The organism is Winogradskyella sp. HaHa_3_26 (genome assembly GCF_019278425.1).
GTDB classification, from domain to species: Bacteria; Bacteroidota; Bacteroidia; order Flavobacteriales; family Flavobacteriaceae; genus Winogradskyella; species Winogradskyella undariae.
The window spans coordinates 3081782-3100361 of the sequence record NZ_CP058981.1; the positions used below are offsets into that span (position 1 = coordinate 3081782).

The window sequence follows — 18580 nt, forward strand, 5'->3', positions numbered from 1 at the left end:
GTTTTGAGTAAGCGAGAAACGTATCGAGAACTTGTGTTATTACGAATACTACTCGATACAAAATCCAGAAGAGAGGATTTTACTCGAAGTGACGCTATGCGTCTTTAAGTATAAAACAAAAAAATCCTGATGGGTTACATCAGGATTTTTAAATTCTATTTATTCGGTTTCTACTTTCGTAGAAATTACATTATTCAACTAATACCCATTCTCCTTTTTCTAATAAAGGAATGGCTTGTTTGTATTTAACGTCTTTGCTTTCTCCGCTCATAACGTTCTTAATCGTTATTTTATCATTACGACCAATTTTTGGTTGATCTCTAACAATCGTTTCAACAACTTGTTGCTGTTGTTGTGAAGCTCCTGCACCTGCAGCTCTATTTTGAGAAGAACGCTCATCTAAATTAGGAATCTCATCTTTTTGAGTTTCTAATTTTTCTTGCTTACGTTGTTTTGCTTCTTGAATTGTATTTGCTGTTTCCTGTGGAATTTCACCTTTAAATAAGAATGAAATAACATCTTTATTCACTTGGTCAATCATGGCTTTAAACAATTCAAAAGACTCAAATTTATAAATTAACAACGGATCTTTTTGCTCGTGTACAGCTAACTGAACCGATTGCTTTAATTCGTCCATTTTACGCAAATGTACTTTCCAAGCATCATCAACAATTGCTAAAGTAATGTTCTTTTCAAAATCATTAATTAACTGTGTTCCTTTAGTTTCGTATGCTTTTTCTAAATCGGTTACAACTTGTAAGTTTTTAACACCATCAGTAAAAGGCACCACGATTCTTTTAAAACGATCGCGTTGTGTGTCATATACATTTTCAATGACAGGAAATGCTAAATCTGCAGCACGTTGCATTTTTTCACGATAATGTTTAAAAGCGGCTTTGTAAATGATTCCTGCAATTTCTGTTGCATTCTTTTTCCCGAATTCAGCTTCAGAAATAGGTGATGCCATTGAGAAATAACGAATCAATTCAAATTCAAAGTTTTTAAAATCATTAGCGTTTTTATTGCTTTCTGCAATACCTTCAGAGGTATCAAAAATCATGTTTGCTAAATCGACTCTAAGACGTTCTCCATGTAAGGCATTACGACGACGTTTGTAAATAACTTCACGTTGTGCATTCATAACATCGTCATACTCTAATAAACGTTTACGAACACCAAAGTTATTTTCTTCAACTTTTTTCTGTGCACGTTCAATAGACTTAGAAATCATACCGTGTTGAATGACTTCTCCTTCTTTTAAGCCCATTCGGTCCATCATCTTAGCAATACGCTCAGATCCAAATAAACGCATCAAGTTATCTTCTAAAGAGACATAGAATTGTGAACTTCCTGGATCTCCTTGACGACCAGCTCTACCACGTAATTGTCTGTCTACACGACGTGAATCGTGACGCTCAGTACCTACAATGGCTAAACCTCCTGCTTTTTTAACTTCATCACTTAATTTAATATCGGTACCACGACCAGCCATGTTGGTGGCAATAGTAACTTGACCCGCATTACCTGCTTGTGCTACGATATCTGCTTCTTTCTTATGTTGTTTCGCATTTAAGACATTATGGTCTATCTTACGAATGCTTAGCATTTTACCTAAAAGTTCTGAAATCTCAACGTTAGTTGTACCAATTAATACAGGTCTTCCAGCTTGTGCTAAAGCAGTAACTTCATCAATTACGGCATTGTATTTTTCACGTTTTGTTTTGTAAACTAAATCGTCTCTGTCATCTCTAGCGATGGGTCTGTTGGTTGGAATTTCAACCACATCTAATTTGTAGATTTCCCAAAGTTCACCCGCTTCTGTAACTGCTGTACCTGTCATACCAGATAGTTTACGGTACATTCTAAAGTAATTTTGAAGGGTTACTGTAGCAAATGTTTGTGTAGCTGCTTCAATTTTTACACTTTCTTTAGCTTCAATCGCTTGGTGTAATCCGTCTGAATAACGACGGCCATCCATAATACGACCTGTTTGCTCATCAACAATCATAACCTTGTTTTCCATAACAACGTAATGGTTGTCTTTCTCGAATAAGGCGTAAGCTTTTAGAAGTTGATTAAGCGTATGAATACGTTCCGATTTAATTCCGAAGTCTTTAAATAATTCTTCTTTAAGATCAGCTTCTTCTTCAGAAGATAAATTCTTGTTTTCAATCTTAGCGATTTCAATTCCTATTTCTGGCATCACGAAGAAATCGGGATCATCCTCACCTGAAAGGAATTCAACACCTTTATCAGATAATTCAACTTGATTGTTTTTTTCATCAATTACATAATAGAGTTCTGCATCTACAATAGGCATTTCTCTATTATTGTCTTGCATGTAATGATTTTCTGTTTTTTGAAGTAATTGCTTGATCCCTTCTTCAGATAAAAACTTAATCAATGCTTTATTTTTAGGGATCCCTCTGTAAGCTCTTAATAATAAGAAACCACCTTCTTTAGTATCGCCAGCAGCAATCAGTTTTTTAGCTTCTGCTAAGACACCAATTAAATATTTACGTTGTACTTCTTCAATGGCATTTACTTTAGGTTTTAAGGCATCAAATTCATGTATCTCTCCTTTTGGTACTGGTCCAGAGATGATTAATGGTGTACGTGCATCATCGACTAAAACGGAATCGACCTCATCTACAATAGCATAATGATGTGGACGTTGCACTAAATCTTCTGGCGAATTGGCCATGTTATCACGTAAATAATCGAAACCAAATTCGTTATTTGTTCCGTAAGTAATATCTGCATTGTAAGCTTTACGACGTGCATCAGAGTTTGGTGTGTGGAAATCGATACAATCGATACTCATACCATGAAACTGAAATATTGGTGCCATCCAAGCACTATCACGTTTTGCCAAGTAATCATTTACAGTTACTAGGTGTACGCCTTTACCCGCTAAGGCATTTAAGTATACAGGAAGTGTTGCAACTAAAGTTTTACCTTCACCTGTTTGCATCTCTGCAATTTTTCCTTGGTGCATTGCAATACCACCAATTAACTGAACATCATAATGAATCATGTCCCAAGTAATTGGTTTACCTGCAGCATCCCAAGAGTTTTCCCAAATAGCTTGATCGCCTTCTAGGTTGACATAATCGTGTTCTCCGGAAATCTCACGGTCAAAAGCATTTGCTGTTACCGGTATTTGTGTGTTATGAACAAAACGCTTTGCTGTTTCTTTAACGACGGCGAAGGCTTCAGGAAGAATATCGTTTAAAACACCTTCGGTTATTTCGTAAATCTCATCGTCAATTTTATCAACTTCAAGATAAAGATCTTCGCGAGCATCAATATCTTCAGTATTTTTTGCTTTTTCTAAAAGGTCTTCTTTTTTAGTATTTAAGGGTTGCCTGGCTTCTGCTATTTTAGCTTTAAACTCGGCAGTTTTTGCCCTAAGTTCATCGTGTGATAAGGCCTCTAAAGCTTTCTCGAAAGTTTTTATTTTTTCAACAATAGGTTTAATGGCACTTACATCTTGTTTGGATTTATCTCCAACAAAAACCTTAAGTACTTTATCTAAAAAAGTCATAGTTAATCATTTGTAACGGATTGGCATTTGCCAATCTTAGTATTAATTTCAGTTAGTTGTTTTAAGATATCATTTACATCTTAGAACATATAGGTTATTTCAGATTAAAATGTATCCGAAAATAAAAAAAGTCCCTCAGTTATAATAACGCAAGAGACTTTTTTGTGATAATTTTATATGTTAATATTCATCCTCATTCCAGAGGTAATCTTCGTCAGTAGGATAATCTGGCCAAATTTCTTCGATAGAGTCGTAAGAATCTCCTTCATCTTCTATCGCTTGTAAATTTTCTACAACTTCTAATGGTGCTCCTGTTCTAATTGCATAGTCAATAAGCTCATCTTTTGTTGCCGGCCAAGGTGCATCACTTAAATAAGATGCTAATTCTAATGTCCAATACATAATTGCGTGTAATTTAATTTTTGCAAAAATAATTTTTTAGTTGAATAATTCAAGAAAAAATCAAATTAATTAACTCTTAAAATAAATATTTTAATTTTTTGGTCTCGCTTAACATTTATATTAGTGCATTTTGAATTCGATCAAATTTCACTTATAAATGTTTCATCATTAATTAAAAGAACGTGTAATCTTCAACTTTTGCTTTCGGACTAATTTTTTGCTTTTTTAGTCTTAAGCGTTTAAAATAATATTAGTTTAATCATCTAGTTCTCGATACATTCTGACGAAAAGGTCAGAATACTCGAACTGACGGTCATTATTAAACTTTGTTTTCAATACATTCTGGCTAAAAGGCTAGAATAATCGAACTAACGATTATTATTTTAAGATTCTTTATTCGGAATCCATTTGATCTCTTCAGCTTGTAAGTCATAAGACAACTTCCGTGCCAACACAAAAAGGTAGTCAGATAGTCTATTGATATACATTAAAGTTTCGGGTTGAAACGGTTCTAAGTCGTTAAGGTGAGATGCTAAACGTTCAGCTCTACGGCACACAGTACGTGCTATGTGACAAAATGACACGGTTTGATGGCCGCCAGGAAGCACAAAGTGCGTCATAGGTGGTAGGCTGTCTTCCATGAGGTCTATTTCCTTCTCTAACTTCTCAATATCCTTGGTGTGTATTTTAGGGATATTTAAACGTGATTTACCATTTTTTAAGGTTGCCTTTTCAGGATCGGTTGCTAATATGGCGCCAACGGTAAATAAACGATCTTGAATATCCATCAAGGTGTTTTTATACATTGGGTTGATTTCTTGATCTCTGATTAAACCAATATGAGAGTTGAGTTCGTCAATGGTACCGTAACTTTCTATTCTTATATGGTGCTTTGGGACACGTGTGCCACCGAAAAGGGCAGTTGTGCCTTTGTCTCCTGTTTTTGTGTATACCTTCATATAAACAAAGTTAAGAGTTATGAGTTAAATGTTATGTGTTTGAAAATGTTTTTTTATGGGTGAGATGGTGAGATGGTGAGTTGGTGAGATGGTGAGATGGTGAGATGGTGAGATGGTGAGATGGTGAGATGGTGAGATGGTGAGATGGTGAGATGGTGAGATGGTGAGATGGTGAGATGGTGAGATGGTGAGATGGTGAGATGGTGAGATGGTGAGATGGTGAATAGGTGAGATGGTGAAACGGTAATATAATTCGTAGACTCACTACATCACCACATCACCACATTACTTTTTTTAAAGAAGAGATTAAAGGCTATAATAATAGCATAATTCGTAGACTCACTACATCACTACATCACTACATCACTACATCACTACATCACTACATCACTACATCACTACATTACTACATCACTACATTACTACATCACTTTTTTTTAAGAAGAGATTAAAGGCTATAATAATAGCATAATTCGTAGGCTCACCACATCACCACATCACCACATTACTACATTACTACATCACCACATTACTTTTTTTAAAGAAGAGATTAAAGGCTATAATAATAGCATAATTGGTAGGTTCACCACATCACCACATCACCACATCACCACATCACCACATCACCACATCACCACATCACCAAATTCTCGTATCCCTTTTTTATGAATTAAAAGTATCACTCTCAATGACACCATCTCGTAAACGAATAACGCGCTTAGCGTGGGCTGCAATATCTTCTTCGTGCGTTACCATGATTACTGTGTTTCCTGATTTATGAATATCTCCAAAGAGTTTCATGATTTCCACGCCTGTTTTAGAATCTAAGTTTCCTGTGGGTTCATCGGCAAGAATTATTGAAGGTTTATTTACTAAAGCTCTTCCTACGGCAACACGTTGTCTTTGTCCACCAGAAAGCTGATTAGGTTTGTGATCCATTCTGTCGGCTAAGCCTACATCATTTAAGACTTCTGTAGCACGTTCTTCTCTTGCTTTTTTAGAAATTCCGGCATAAACCATTGGTAAAGCTACATTGTCTAAAGCTGTGGTTCTTGGTAAAAGGTTGAAAGTTTGAAAAACGAATCCGATTTCTGTGTTTCTAATGTCTGCAAGATCATCATCACTCATTTTACTTACATCCTTTCCATTTAGATTATAAGAACCTCCCGTTGGTGTGTCTAGGCAACCAAGTAAATTCATTAATGTAGATTTCCCAGAACCCGAAGGTCCCATGATAGCGACATATTCTCCACGTTTAATATCTAAATCGATACCCTTTAAGACATGAACGATTTCTTGTCCTAATTTAAAATCTCTAATGATATTTCTAATTTCAATGACGTTGTCACTCATAATTTTATATTTTTTGTCACCTTGAGCGCAGTCGAAAGGTCTTAAAAGTACAATTTTATTTGGTTTTTACTGCGCTCAACCTCACATACGATATTAGTTGTAAATCTACCTGCAAGATAAAAGGTTTTTGCAGTTGTTATATTATAAGACGCTAAAACAGTTAGGTTGTTACAGTCTAATTTTAAAATGTTCTTTCTTTTGTTCTTTTCTGAAAAAAACAAAGCCTAAATGAAAGGTATCTACAGTTACAGTTACTGCATCGTGATTTTTAATGTAATCCCAAGCTTCTGTCATGCCTTGAGACCAATAAATATCATCAAAAACAAAAATACTGTCGTTATGAATTTTAGGTAATAAGGCTTCGAAATATTTGATGGTTGCTACTTTATTATGATGACCGTCAAAGAAGATGAAATCGAAATTTGAATCTTTTAAATTGGGGATGGTTTCTTTGAAATCATCAATTATAAATTCAACATTGTTAATGTTTTTTTGTTTTAATTGAGAGCTAGCAAAGGCTGAGGTATTTGGGCAACCCTCAATCGTGGTAATTTTAGTTTTAGGATTTGCTAGGGCTAGAGCGTAAGTGCCCATGCCTAACGAAGTTCCTAATTCTAAGCTGTTTTTAAAGTTGAAATATTTTGAAAGTCTGTAAAGTAGTTTGACATCTTTTATAGAACTACTAGAGGTACTGACCATTTTGCTTACTTTTCTTTTGTGCGCATCTAGAGCTTTAGAACCTTCTCCTAAATCTGTAACTTGTAAAAGTGTATTCGATTTTTTTAATTCCTTTTTATAAGATTTTAACGGATTGTAGGCTTCGTAAAATGTCTTGTCATAAAGGCATTTTGTGACAAAATTGTATACAAAAGGGGAGTGGACACCGTGGTGGTTGGTGGCTTTTGTTAAGAATTTTATGTAAGATTTTAGTTGGTACAATGTTTTGGTTTTATTTTTCTCGCAGAGTTTCAGAGTTTCAGAGTTTCAGAGTTTCAGGTTCTCATTGTTTTAAAGTGACAGCATTGCGGAGTTTTAAAAATGATTCATTTATTGTTTTTATAATGTCAAAATATTAGTTTTTCACGCATCACCGCATCACCGCATCACCGCATCACCGCATCACCGCATCACCGCATCACCATTCAACTATCCCTCCAATTTCTCAGATAATTCAAACCAACGTGTTTCCTTTTTTTCTATAGTATCAATAATGACCTGAAGTTGATCTGATAGTTTTGTAATTTCCTCTTGTGATAACTCCGGATTAAGAAACTTAGTTTCTAAAGCGGCTTTGTCTAACTCTAAAGATCGTATTTTAGACTCTAAGTTTTTGTGCTCTTTTTGTTCGTTATAATCTAGTTTGTTGACTTCGTTTTGTTTAGTCGATTTTGTGTTATCTGTTTTTGCGACAACTTCAATTTGTTTAGATTGACTGCTGTCATAAGCTCTAAAGTCTGAATAGTTACCAGGGAAACCATCAACAACACCTTCGCCTCTAAAAACAAACATATGATCTACAATTTTATCCATAAAGTAACGGTCGTGAGAGACTACTAAAAGCACACCAGGGAAATCCATTAAGAAATCTTCAAGGACATTTAGGGTTACAATATCTAAGTCGTTTGTAGGTTCATCGAGAATTAAAACATTTGGATTTTGAATTAAAACAGTACATAAATACAGACGTTTTTGTTCACCTCCACTTAGTTTTTCAACAAAATCCCATTGCTTTTTCCTGTCAAATAAAAAGCGTTCTAATAATTGCTGAGCACTAATTTGTCGGCCTTTAGCTAAAGGAATATAGTCACCAAATTCTTTTATAACATCAATAACTTTTTGGTTAGGTTTAGCCTTAATACCACCTTGGGTATAGTACCCGATTCTTACGGTTTCTCCAATCACTACTTTTCCGGCATCAGGTTGAAGCGTTTCGGTTAGTAAGTTAAGAAAGGTCGATTTTCCTGTTCCGTTTTTTCCAATGATACCTATACGTTCGCCTTTTTTAAAGGTGTATTCAAAATCCTTTAAAATGGTTTTATTTTTAAACGCTTTAGAAACTTTATGGAATTCAATAATCTTACTTCCTAAGCGTTCCATGTGGATTTCTAATTGCACTTGGTGGTCATTACGACGTTGGCTTGCTTTAGATTTTATTTCATGGAAATCGTCAATTCTACTTTTAGATTTTGTAGTACGTGCTTTAGGTTGGCGACGCATCCAATCTAGTTCTTTTTTAAAGAGTTGTTTGGCCTTACCTACTTCAGTAGCTTGGTTTTCTATTCGGGCTTCTTTCTTCTCTAAATAATACGAGTAATTTCCTTTATAGGTATGCAGCTGACCATGATCGAGTTCTATAATTTCATTACAAACACGTTCTAAGAAATAACGGTCGTGCGTTACCATAAAAAGCGTTTGTTGTGTTTTGGAAAAATAGTCTTCTAACCATTCAATCATTTCAAGATCAAGGTGGTTAGTAGGTTCATCGAGGATAAGGATATCGGGTTTGCTTAACAAGGCTTGTGCTAAAGCCAAACGTTTTTTCTGTCCACCAGAAAGCGTTTTAACTTTAACGGTAAGGTCATCTAGTTTTAACTGCGATAAGGTTTGTTGGTATTGGGTTTCAAATTCCCACGCATTATGACGATCCATACCTTCAAATGCTTTTTGATAGGCATCAGCATCTTCAGGGTTTTGTAACGCATGTTCGTAGGCTTCAATGATTTTTAAAATCGGAATATCTGAAGCAAAGATGGTTTCATCAAGGGTTAATTCAGGGTTTAAATCGGGTTCTTGATCTAAAAAAGCCAATCGTAATCCTTTTCTAACGACTATTTGCCCATCGTCAGGCGTGTCTTTTCCAGCTAACATTTTAAGGATCGATGTTTTTCCACTTCCATTTTTAGCGACAAAAGCGATTTTTTGATCTTTATGAATACTGAATGATAAATCTTTAAAGAGTACTAACTCGCCAAAAGACTTTGATATGTTTTCTACGTTAAGGTAATTCAAAGTTGTTTTTTTACAAAGAACGGAAATAAACCAAAAAGAATCGTATTAGTTTTAATATTAGTGTTGATAGATTATATTTGCCTCCTAAGATCTATAGTTACTATGAAGCCTATTAAGCTTTTAATTATTTTATTATGTTGTATTGTGGTGTCCTCTTGTATTCCACATAAAGATACGGTTTACTTACAAATAAAGGAAGATGCTTCCAATGATAGTATTGTAAATAACCTTACGGAAATTCAGAAACCCTACCGTATTCAAGTTAATGATATTTTGAACATAAGAGTGAAAGCGCTTGATCAAGAAACGGTATCAATATTAAACCCAGCAGGTGATGGCGATTTAAATGCAAGTAGTGCAGAGCGTGCTTATTTTGATGGCTTTACGGTAGATGTGCATGGGAATGTTAGAATACCAACCTTAGGGTATTTAAATGTGTTAGGGTTTACCACAGAAGAAATTGAAAATCTTATTGAAGCCAAGTTACTTGATGAGCAATTTAAAGAAACTGCTAATATTTTTGTAACTGTAAAATTAGCAGGCTTACGTTACACCGCCAATGGAGAGGTAGGGTCGCCAGGAAGTAATGTGTTATTTTCAGAACGTGTTAATATATTTGAAGCTATCGCTAATGTGGGTGAAATCCCTGTGACAGGAAATAAAAAAGATGTTTTAATTATCAGGCAATATCCTCAAGGTCAAAAAATACATCATTTAGATTTAACGGATATAAAAGTGATGCAGTCTCCATATTATTATATACAGCCTAATGATATAATTTATGTGAAGCCATTAAAGCAAAAATCTATAGGGACGGGGGAAACAGCATTGTCTAGTATAACTGCTATCGCCTCTATACTTTCTTTAATTACTACAGCCGTATTACTTTATTCTAGATTATAATTACCTATGAGAGATTACGACGAAATGGATGACCAAGACTCACAAAGCATGAGTTTTGACTTTAGGGGCTTTCTTTTTAAAGTATTAAACCTTTGGAAGTTTGTTCTTATATGTATAGGTGTAGCTATGTTAATTGCTTATTTTATTAATGTAAGAAAACAAAACGTTTACAAACTAGATTCATTGATTTCTGTAGAGAATGATCAAAATCCCTTTTTTACGGCCAATACTAGTATCTCCTTTAATTGGGGAGGGACCTCGGGTAAAGTAGGTAAAATAATTACCGCCATTAAAACCCGTACCCATAACGAGATGGTTGTAGATTCTCTTCAATATTATATGCAGTATTTAGAAGAAGGGAAATATCGTAAAATTGATATTTATAAAAAAGCTCCTTTCGAGTTTATAATTGATAAATCTAAAGACCAAGTTCTTAATTATCCTGTAGGAATTCGATTTTTGAGTGCTAATGAATTTGAGATTTTTACAGCATACGAAGGCACAAGTGCGGCTTCTCAAAAGTATGGTGATAAATCTAAATCTCATGTCACAATGCCAAATGGGGCTTTTAAAAAAACATTTAAAAATGGAGAAGCTATTTCTTTACCCTTTCTTAATGGTAAGGTGATGGTTAAGCCCGGTTATAATGTTTTAGTTGGCTCTGAATATTTTCTTAAGTTTAGCAATTTTGATGGCATTGTTCATGACTATAAGACGAGCGTTATTGTAGGAACAGTTAATTCTTCTTCAGGTTCTATCTTAAAGTTAGAATTGGCTGGTAATAATAAAGCTAAAATTGTAGATTATTTGAATGCGACTTCTGCTATTTTGAGCGAAACTGAATTGGAGCGTAAAAACTTGTATGCTACAAATACGATTAAGTTTATTGATAGTAGTTTGGCAACTGTTAATACAAACCTCAATGGATTTACAGATGAAATGAATCAATTTCGTAAAGAAAATAAAGTCTTTGATGTTAGTACTGAGATTTCACAGGTTTCAAATAAGCTTCAACAATTTGAATTAGAAAAACAAGTAGAAGCATCTAAGCTTGATTACTTAAGCAACCTTGAGGTTTATTTAAATACAAAAACAGATTATACTAACATCGCTGCTCCAACAAGTGTTGGTATAGATGAAGGTAATATTCTTAATAGTGTCTCTAAAATTGTAGCTTTAGCTGCTGAACGTCAAAATTTAGAGTATACAACTAAAGAAGGGTCAGGACTTTTTAAAGAGTTAGATCGACGTATTGATTCCGAAAAAAATGTTTTGCTCGAAACTGTTGATGCTACTAAAAGAACGATAAATGCTCGAATTCGTACTTTAAATCTTAATATCTCTAATTTAGAATCAGAATTGAGTGATTTACCAGAAGACGAACAACAATTTTTAAAGATTCAACGACAGCTCGATATCAGTCAGGAATCCTATAATATTTATATGGCTAAGCGAAGTGAGGCCGCTATTGTTAAAGCTGCTAATATTTCAGATTTAACAGTCATAGATGAAGCTAAAGATATTGGAGGTGGGTTAATAGGACCTAATAAATCCCTGAATTACATGATGGGCTTAATGTTAGGGTTTTTTATTCCAATGTTTCTTATTTTTATTGTTTACCTACTCGATAATACCATTCATGGGTCTGATGAAATTACCCGTATGTCTAACATCCCAATTCTTGGATTGGTGGGTAAGTATCGCTATAAAAATAATTTAGTAGCTTATGAAAAGCCTAAGTCTGCCGTTGCGGAGTCGTTTAGAGCTATTCGTTCAAGTTTGCAATTTATCTTTAAAAATCAAAAAATTGAAGTAGGTAAAGCGCACACTTTAATGGTTACATCCTCTGTGAGTGGAGAAGGGAAAACATTTACTTCAATCAATATAGCAACCGTATATGCACTTTCTGGTAAAAAAACCATTTTATTAGGACTGGATTTACGTAAGCCAAAAATCTTTGATGATTTTAATATTAATAACGATAAAGGTGTGGTGAATTATCTTATTGGTGATGGTACTTTAGAAGAAATTACAACACATACACATATCGAAAATTTAGATCTTATTCCTTCAGGGCCAATACCTCCTAATCCTTCAGAGCTATTAATGAGCGATCATTTAAAAGAGTTGATTGAGACGTTAAAAGATAAGTATGATGTCATTATTTTAGATACTCCACCCCTAGGGTTAGTAACAGATGCTTTAGAACTTACTCAATATGCTGATGCTACTATTTTTATGGTTCGCTTAGATTACACTAAAAAAGGAATGTTACAATTGGTCAATGCAAAACAGCGTAGTGGGGAGCTTAAAAATGTTAGTTATGTTCTTAACTTTTATAGACATAAAAATAACAGTAATTATGGTTATGGTTACGGTTATGGTTACGGCTATGGCTACGGTTATGGTGTTTATGGAAATGCTTACCATGAAAAGGATAATAATTCGATATTCAAACGTTTTAAGGAATTTGTCAGAAGGATTTAGTTTTGAGACTTGAGACTGTCTAAGTTCATAATTTTAATTATATAGGATAATGATTACTAGAGTACAACTTGTTGTTAAGCGTATTTTTGATATCAGTATTGTATTACTTTTCTTGCCTTTACTCTTTGTTTTTATCGCACTCCTCGTCATTATCGCAACAATTGATAGCAAACAATGGGGGGTTTATACACAGCAACGTATTGGTCAATATGGTAAGTCATTTCAGATTTATAAGATAAGAACCTTAAAAGAAGGGAATCATCAGCTTGGGCACTTAAATACTCACGCCTCTGGTATAGGTGCTTTTTTTCGAAATACAAAACTTAATGAATTGCCGCAATTGTATAACGTACTTAAAGGCGATATGAGTTTTGTTGGTCCTCGTCCAGATATTCCAGGTTTTGCAGACAGCTTAGTAGGCGATGATCGTATAATTTTAAACGTTAAACCAGGTATTACAGGGCCAGCAAGTTTAAAGTACAGAAATGAGGAGGATCTATTAGCAAAGCACAAATCTCCGGAAATATTCAATAGATCGGTTATTTGGCCAGATAAGGTTAAAATCAACAAAAATTATGTGCTTAATTATAGTTTTTACTTAGATTTGAGACTCATATTAAAATCCATTTTTAGACATGATGCATTCAGAAGATAAAATTGCCATTATTGGACTAGGTTATGTAGGCTTGCCTTTAGCAGTAGAATTTGCTAAAAAATTCTTTGTTATCGGGTTTGATATTAATGAACAACGCATTAACGAGTTAAATACAGGTTTAGATAAGACAAGAGAGGTGGATAATGCACATTTAAAGTCTGTTTTAACTACGGATTTAAACGCAAAAACAGGACTCTATATCACGGATGCTTCAGAAACTTTAGCAACAACTAATATTTATATTATTACGGTGCCAACACCTACTGATAAACTAAATAAACCTGTGTTTACTCCCTTAATAAAAGCAAGTGAGACAGTAGGTAAGGTGATGTCTAAAGACGCTATTGTTATTTATGAATCTACCGTATACCCTGGAGCAACAGAACAAGTATGTGTACCTATTTTAGAAGCGTTTTCTAAGCTAGAATACAATAAAGATTTCTTTGCAGGTTATTCGCCAGAGCGTATTAATCCTGGTGATAAAGAACATACAGTGACTAAGATTTTGAAAGTAACCTCGGGTTCTACGCCAGAGATTGCTAAGAGGGTGAACGAACTTTATTTAAAAGTCATTACAGCGGGGACGCATTTAGCACCTTCTATAAAAGTAGCGGAGGCAGCTAAAGTGATTGAGAATTCGCAACGCGATATTAATATTGCCTTTGTTAATGAGTTGTCTAAGATTTTTAGACTCTTAGATATTGATACGAAAGCAGTATTAGAGGCTGCAGGGACCAAATGGAATTTCTTGAATTTTTCACCAGGATTAGTTGGGGGACACTGTATTGGTGTAGATCCTTATTATCTAGCGCAAAAAGCGATAGAATCGGGTTATAATCCTGAAATTATTTTAGCAGGTCGTAAAATGAATGACAGTATGGGGAGTTATGTTGCTACTGAAACTGTAAAAATGATGATCAAAAAAGGAGCAACAATTAAAGGTTCTAAAGTTCTTGTTCTTGGGGTTACTTTTAAAGAGAATTGCCCAGATATAAGAAATTCTAGAGTGATTGATATTATTAAGGAATTAGAAACTTATGATATTAATATAGATGTTTATGATCCATGGGCTTCGCCAGAAGAGGTGAAGCATGAATATGATTTTGATCTTATTAGTAATTTTGATATCTTAAGAAGCGATTATGATGCGGTTATTATGGCCGTAGCACATCAAGAGTTTTTAGACCTAGATATTACCAAACTGAAATCAGAAACCGGTGTTGTTTTCGATGTGAAATCTTTACTTCCAATAGATACCATAGACGCAAGATTATAATGTATTCTCATCCACATCACACAGCAGAGCTTTCAAAATTAAGTTTTTTAATTACAGGGGGCGGAGGTTTTATTGGCTCTAATCTTACAGAATACTTATTAAAATATAATGCTAAAAAAGTTCGCGTTTTAGATAACTTTTCTAATGGTCATCGTGAAAATTTGACGCAGTTTATGGATAACCCGGCCTTTGAATTAATTGAAGGTGATATACGAGATATTGAGACCTGTAAAAAAGCTATGGATGGGATAGATTATGTCTCTCACCAAGCAGCTCTAGGATCTGTTCCGCGTTCTATTAATGATCCAGCGACTACGAATGAAGTTAATATTTCTGGGTTTTTAAATATGATGGTTGCGCTGAAAGATAGTTCAACCGTGAAACGTATGGTTTATGCCGCATCGAGTTCTACTTATGGGGACAGTGAAGCATTGCCTAAAATAGAAGACACCATAGGAAAACCTTTGTCTCCTTATGCAGTAACAAAATACGTCAATGAATTATATGCCGATGTTTTTGGTACGACTTATGATACCGATGTAATTGGTTTACGTTATTTTAATGTATTTGGTCCTAAACAGAGTCCGGATGGCGCTTATGCAGCTGTTATTCCTCTGTTTATGCAAGGACTAAAAGATCATGAGTCTCCTAAAATTAATGGAGATGGTGAGCAGACTCGTGATTTTACATTTATAGATAATGTAGTTCAAGCTAATATCAAAGGTTTTTTTGCTTCAGAGTCGGCTAAGAACGAAGTTTTTAATGTGGCTTGTGGTGAACGTATTACTATTAACTATTTATGGGAGTCTTTGCGTCTTGCTGCTGATTCTGAATTACAAGTGATTTATGGGCCTAACCGCCAGGGTGATGTTAGGGATTCTTTAGCTGATATTTCTAAAGCCCAAGATCTTTTAGGGTATCAGCCTAAATATACGGTTAGGGAGGGTTTAAAGATTACTTGGGATTCGTTTGATTCTTAATATACGCTTTTGTGCGTGTTGAACACCCCTTTCTTCACCTATGTTCCTTCGGGGAATTTTGCCCATGCGCCAGCTCGCCCCTTCACTAAAATAGTCCGCAGGACTATTTCCATATGTCTGGTCGTCCTCTTTGAAAAAAAGAGGGGAGCTTGGTAAGCTTGTTTTTTAGGGATTATATATGGAAAAAGCTGTCTTTTCAGACAGCTTTTTAGATTTAGAGAATAATGTTTACAATACTTCTATTAACTGAAGAGCATTGAATGCTCCGTTATTTAAAGGGTATTGTATACCATTTACTTCTTGGAAGAATGCTACTTTTAAGAAGTAAAGTTGATTTCCAGCACCTGCAGGAATAGCTGTTGGTGCTAAATTTACAGCACTAGTTACACCATTAATAGCTAAATTAATTGTGGGACTCACTTGTAATTCTTTGTCACCTGAACTGAAATCTAAATTTAGAAATCCAGCAATAAAACTTACATGGGTCGCTCCTCCTGGAATTCCTAAATCATGGTTCGGTATTAAATCTACGATATTCACTTCACCAGAGGCGGTGTCTAAAGTAAAATCGGAACGTAGTACAGAACTCATCTGTGCATTACTATTAAAGTCGAAGCTTTTTAATTGTGCTCTTCCTTCAGGAGTTGTGAGACCTATACCAACTTCTCGTTGACCACGTAAGGACGTGATATCAGAATTTTTAACTTTACTCATTACTTGTGTTAATCGTGGAGTTACCCGATTGTCTTTAGCGTCAGTTAATAAGTTTATGATTGCACGACGTAGTATTTTACCACTTGTTGCACAGTGTCCAAATTCTGAACCATTTTCTCGGGTTCTTGCAAATGCGGGATCGTTTTTAATACGATTTGCACTTACACCACCTTTGGTTCTAACTAAATACCCTTCTTTGCCCTTGTAAAAGGTAAGATCGTCCAGGGTTCCTTCGATCTTGATTAAGCTTCTTAATTTTGCCATACGAAATGGGGTTTAAATTATTAATAAAAATTTATTCAGTATTCATTTTAAAAACTTCGATTATCATTGGCGCCTTATTGAACACTAGGTTTATAATTTTACTACTGATATGACAAATTTAGGTTGAGGGTTTGGGTCTTTTTTTTAAGATTTCCGAAATTGTAATTGTTTTCTTTTTGTTTCCGATTTTGACTTTTATTGCCGATTTTGTAACAGTATATTTTAATCGTATTTCTATTTTAATACAGTACTTATGCACTATCTATACACCATCCATACATTATGTATACACTAGCTTTAGTTTAGTTGCTATGTAGGGTAGATTAAGTTATATTAATCTTTAAGTCTGATTTATAGTGTTTTATGTAATTAAATCGATGAAATGCAGGTGTAGTTTTGTTTTGTTGAATTTTTCTTACGATAATACGTGTTACGTCGAAAATTAATGCGTTTAGTGGGTTGTATTTCAAGGTATTGTGTAAATTGTGAGTAATTATTAATCTGTTGAACCCTAAAATTTACCCCAAATGGAAAAGAAGAAACTATTTTTAACCTCCACTGATATTCAGCATATCACAGGTTTAAGTATGCGTACTGCTCGTAATATAATGCAGTTTATACGTGATGAACGTGACTTAGGATCGCGTCAATTGATTCATATTTATGATTTTTGTGCCGTCTTTAACTTACCTGTGAGTGTTGTCTTTGATTATGTTAATACCAATATATTTAATAAGTGTCCTATTAATGAAGAGCTTGTGCGACGTCAGTATCAAAAAAAGACGCTAGAGGACGGCTATACTAATTATTTACATCATAAGGATTTTGAAGTTTGTATGACTCCGAAAGATTTGAAAAATAATTTGAATGTGGATGATAGCGATAATGCTAATGCTAATGGTGTGGCTTGATGGTTGCTGATAGTTGGTTGATTTAGATTGGCTCTCGACTCAATTCGACTCACTTCGACTTCGCTCAGTGAACGACGCTCAGTGACCATCGCTTCGCGCTAATGCTTCAATTAATGGATAAAAAGATTCTTCGCTTTGATCAGAATGACATTTTTCTATTTAAAAGTCGTTATTAATTCTATAACTTATTTTTTAGTATCTCTATGGAATTACTATATTTACCCAACAAAAAATAAGAGTCAAATTGAGTAAGATAGAAGATGATGGTTGGTTGTATACCATTTCCTCAGAACGTAAATTAATAGATTTTAATTTTAAGGAAATTTGGCGTTATCGCGATTTACTGATGTTATTTGTGAAGCGCGACGTGGTTACCGTTTATAAACAAACCATACTTGGGCCACTTTGGTATCTAATTCAGCCCTTGTTTACTGCATTGACCTTTACTCTTATTTTTAATAAAGTTGCTAATATTGAAACCGGAACCGTACCTCCCTTTTTATTTAATCTTGCCGGAGTTTCTATTTGGAATTATTTTAATACCTGCTTAACGGCTACAAGTGATACATTTAAAACAAACGCTGCCATTTTTGGAAAAGTCTATTTTCCACGTATCATTGTTCCTTTATCTATTATCATGTCTAATTTGATGAAATTCGGTATTCAGCTACTGATATTCATTGCATTTTATATTTATTATTATCTTAATGGTGCTGAAATTAACATTACGAGTAGTGTTTTGTTTTTTCCTTTTATAGTGCTGTTAATGGGTCTGTTGGGCTTAGGTATGGGAATGATTATCTCTAGTATGGTGACTAAATATCGTGACTTAAAATTTTTAGTTGGTTTTGGTGTACAATTACTAATGTATGTCTCTGCTGTGATGTATCCCTTAACGTTAATGCGAGAGAAATTACCAAAAATTTCTTGGGTCGTAGAATATAATCCCTTGGCTTATATTATAGAAACTGCACGGTATATGTTATTAGGAACTGGCACCTTTAGCTGGTTCGGAATTATATATACCGTTATAGTAACGCTCATTGTGTTATTTTTTGGTATTATTATCTTCAATAGAACGGAGAAGACGTTTATTGATACGGTATAGTAAGTTAAGAGT

General features: G+C 34.5%; 14 protein-coding genes. 7 read left to right on the top strand and 7 right to left on the bottom strand.

Translation table 11 applies throughout. The features are described 5' to 3' along the window. Positions 1 to 190: 190 nt before the first annotated feature. The 6 genes from secA to H0I32_RS13310 form a co-directional block, all read right to left on the bottom strand. Positions 191 to 3547 carry a preprotein translocase subunit SecA gene (gene secA / locus H0I32_RS13285; RefSeq protein WP_179314614.1) on the bottom strand — a complete coding sequence of 1119 codons (3357 nt, stop codon included), beginning with the start codon at positions 3545 to 3547 and terminating at the stop codon, positions 191 to 193. 180 nt (positions 3548 to 3727) lie between these two features. Then, a complete protein-coding gene (locus H0I32_RS13290) occupies positions 3728 to 3949 on the bottom strand; it encodes a DUF2795 domain-containing protein (RefSeq protein ID WP_008272287.1) in 222 nt (73 codons plus the stop codon). A gap of 383 nt (positions 3950 to 4332) precedes the next feature. Next, the gene (locus H0I32_RS13295) at positions 4333 to 4908 is read right to left on the bottom strand and encodes a cob(I)yrinic acid a,c-diamide adenosyltransferase (RefSeq protein ID WP_173588168.1); all 576 of its coding nucleotides are present in this window, start codon (positions 4906 to 4908) and stop codon (positions 4333 to 4335) included. Positions 4909 to 5571: 663 nt separating this feature from the next. Continuing rightward, positions 5572 to 6261 (bottom strand): ABC transporter ATP-binding protein, encoded by a 690-nt coding sequence (locus tag H0I32_RS13300; protein ID WP_173588169.1) that lies wholly within the window; start codon positions 6259 to 6261, stop codon positions 5572 to 5574. Between the two features lie 168 nt (positions 6262 to 6429). Further along, positions 6430 to 7200 (bottom strand): O-methyltransferase, encoded by a 771-nt coding sequence (locus tag H0I32_RS13305; RefSeq protein WP_179314613.1) that lies wholly within the window; start codon positions 7198 to 7200, stop codon positions 6430 to 6432. Between the two features lie 207 nt (positions 7201 to 7407). Further along, the gene (locus H0I32_RS13310) at positions 7408 to 9270 is read right to left on the bottom strand and encodes an ABC-F family ATP-binding cassette domain-containing protein (protein ID WP_179314612.1); all 1863 of its coding nucleotides are present in this window, start codon (positions 9268 to 9270) and stop codon (positions 7408 to 7410) included. Between the two features lie 102 nt (positions 9271 to 9372). Here H0I32_RS13310 and H0I32_RS13315 point away from each other — a divergent pair, with 102 nt between their 5' ends. Genes H0I32_RS13315 through H0I32_RS13335 form a run of 5 tightly spaced genes read left to right on the top strand, consistent with a single transcriptional unit; the run spans position 9373 to position 15571 of the window. Further along, a complete protein-coding gene (locus H0I32_RS13315; protein ID WP_179314611.1) occupies positions 9373 to 10173 on the top strand; it encodes a polysaccharide biosynthesis/export family protein in 801 nt (266 codons plus the stop codon). 6 nt (positions 10174 to 10179) lie between these two features. Then, positions 10180 to 12660, top strand: coding sequence for a polysaccharide biosynthesis tyrosine autokinase (locus H0I32_RS13320; protein ID WP_179314610.1), 2481 nt, complete (start codon positions 10180 to 10182; stop codon positions 12658 to 12660). Positions 12661 to 12709: 49 nt separating this feature from the next. Next, complete coding sequence (locus tag H0I32_RS13325) at positions 12710 to 13315, top strand: sugar transferase (protein ID WP_179314609.1); 606 nt, start codon at positions 12710 to 12712, stop codon at positions 13313 to 13315. Further along, on the top strand, positions 13296 to 14591 hold the full coding sequence (locus H0I32_RS13330) for a nucleotide sugar dehydrogenase (protein WP_179314608.1): 1296 nt from the start codon (positions 13296 to 13298) through the stop codon (positions 14589 to 14591). Before H0I32_RS13325 ends, H0I32_RS13330 begins: the two co-directional genes overlap by 20 nt. Then, positions 14591 to 15571 (top strand): SDR family oxidoreductase, encoded by a 981-nt coding sequence (locus tag H0I32_RS13335; RefSeq protein ID WP_179314607.1) that lies wholly within the window; start codon positions 14591 to 14593, stop codon positions 15569 to 15571. Before H0I32_RS13330 ends, H0I32_RS13335 begins: the two co-directional genes overlap by 1 nt. 228 nt (positions 15572 to 15799) lie before the next feature. Here the strand turns inward: H0I32_RS13335 and H0I32_RS13340 are convergent, their stop codons facing one another. Continuing rightward, the gene (locus H0I32_RS13340; RefSeq protein WP_179314606.1) at positions 15800 to 16549 is read right to left on the bottom strand and encodes a hypothetical protein; all 750 of its coding nucleotides are present in this window, start codon (positions 16547 to 16549) and stop codon (positions 15800 to 15802) included. A gap of 527 nt (positions 16550 to 17076) precedes the next feature. Here H0I32_RS13340 and H0I32_RS13345 point away from each other — a divergent pair. Then, positions 17077 to 17460, top strand: a complete 384-nt coding sequence (locus tag H0I32_RS13345; protein ID WP_179314605.1) for a hypothetical protein — start codon at positions 17077 to 17079, stop codon at positions 17458 to 17460. A 244-nt stretch (positions 17461 to 17704) separates the two neighbouring features. After that, a complete protein-coding gene (locus H0I32_RS13350; RefSeq protein WP_179314604.1) occupies positions 17705 to 18568 on the top strand; it encodes an ABC transporter permease in 864 nt (287 codons plus the stop codon). The last annotated feature ends 12 nt before the right edge of the window (positions 18569 to 18580 follow it).

Bases quoted from the DNA above. Each gene is read 5' to 3' on its own strand.
- secA (WP_179314614.1), bottom strand. From the start codon at position 3,547: ATGACTTTTTTAGATAAAGTACTTAAGGTTTTTGTTGGAGATAAATCC.
- H0I32_RS13290 (WP_008272287.1), bottom strand. From the start codon at position 3,949: ATGTATTGGACATTAGAATTAGCATCTTATTTAAGTGATGCACCTTGG.
- H0I32_RS13295 (WP_173588168.1), bottom strand. From the start codon at position 4,908: ATGAAGGTATACACAAAAACAGGAGACAAAGGCACAACTGCCCTTTTC.
- H0I32_RS13300 (WP_173588169.1), bottom strand. From the start codon at position 6,261: ATGAGTGACAACGTCATTGAAATTAGAAATATCATTAGAGATTTTAAA.
- H0I32_RS13315 (WP_179314611.1), top strand. From the start codon at position 9,373: ATGAAGCCTATTAAGCTTTTAATTATTTTATTATGTTGTATTGTGGTG.
- H0I32_RS13320 (WP_179314610.1), top strand. From the start codon at position 10,180: ATGAGAGATTACGACGAAATGGATGACCAAGACTCACAAAGCATGAGT.
- H0I32_RS13325 (WP_179314609.1), top strand. From the start codon at position 12,710: ATGATTACTAGAGTACAACTTGTTGTTAAGCGTATTTTTGATATCAGT.
- H0I32_RS13330 (WP_179314608.1), top strand. From the start codon at position 13,296: ATGATGCATTCAGAAGATAAAATTGCCATTATTGGACTAGGTTATGTA.
- H0I32_RS13335 (WP_179314607.1), top strand. From the start codon at position 14,591: ATGTATTCTCATCCACATCACACAGCAGAGCTTTCAAAATTAAGTTTT.
- H0I32_RS13340 (WP_179314606.1), bottom strand. From the start codon at position 16,549: ATGGCAAAATTAAGAAGCTTAATCAAGATCGAAGGAACCCTGGACGAT.
- H0I32_RS13345 (WP_179314605.1), top strand. From the start codon at position 17,077: ATGGAAAAGAAGAAACTATTTTTAACCTCCACTGATATTCAGCATATC.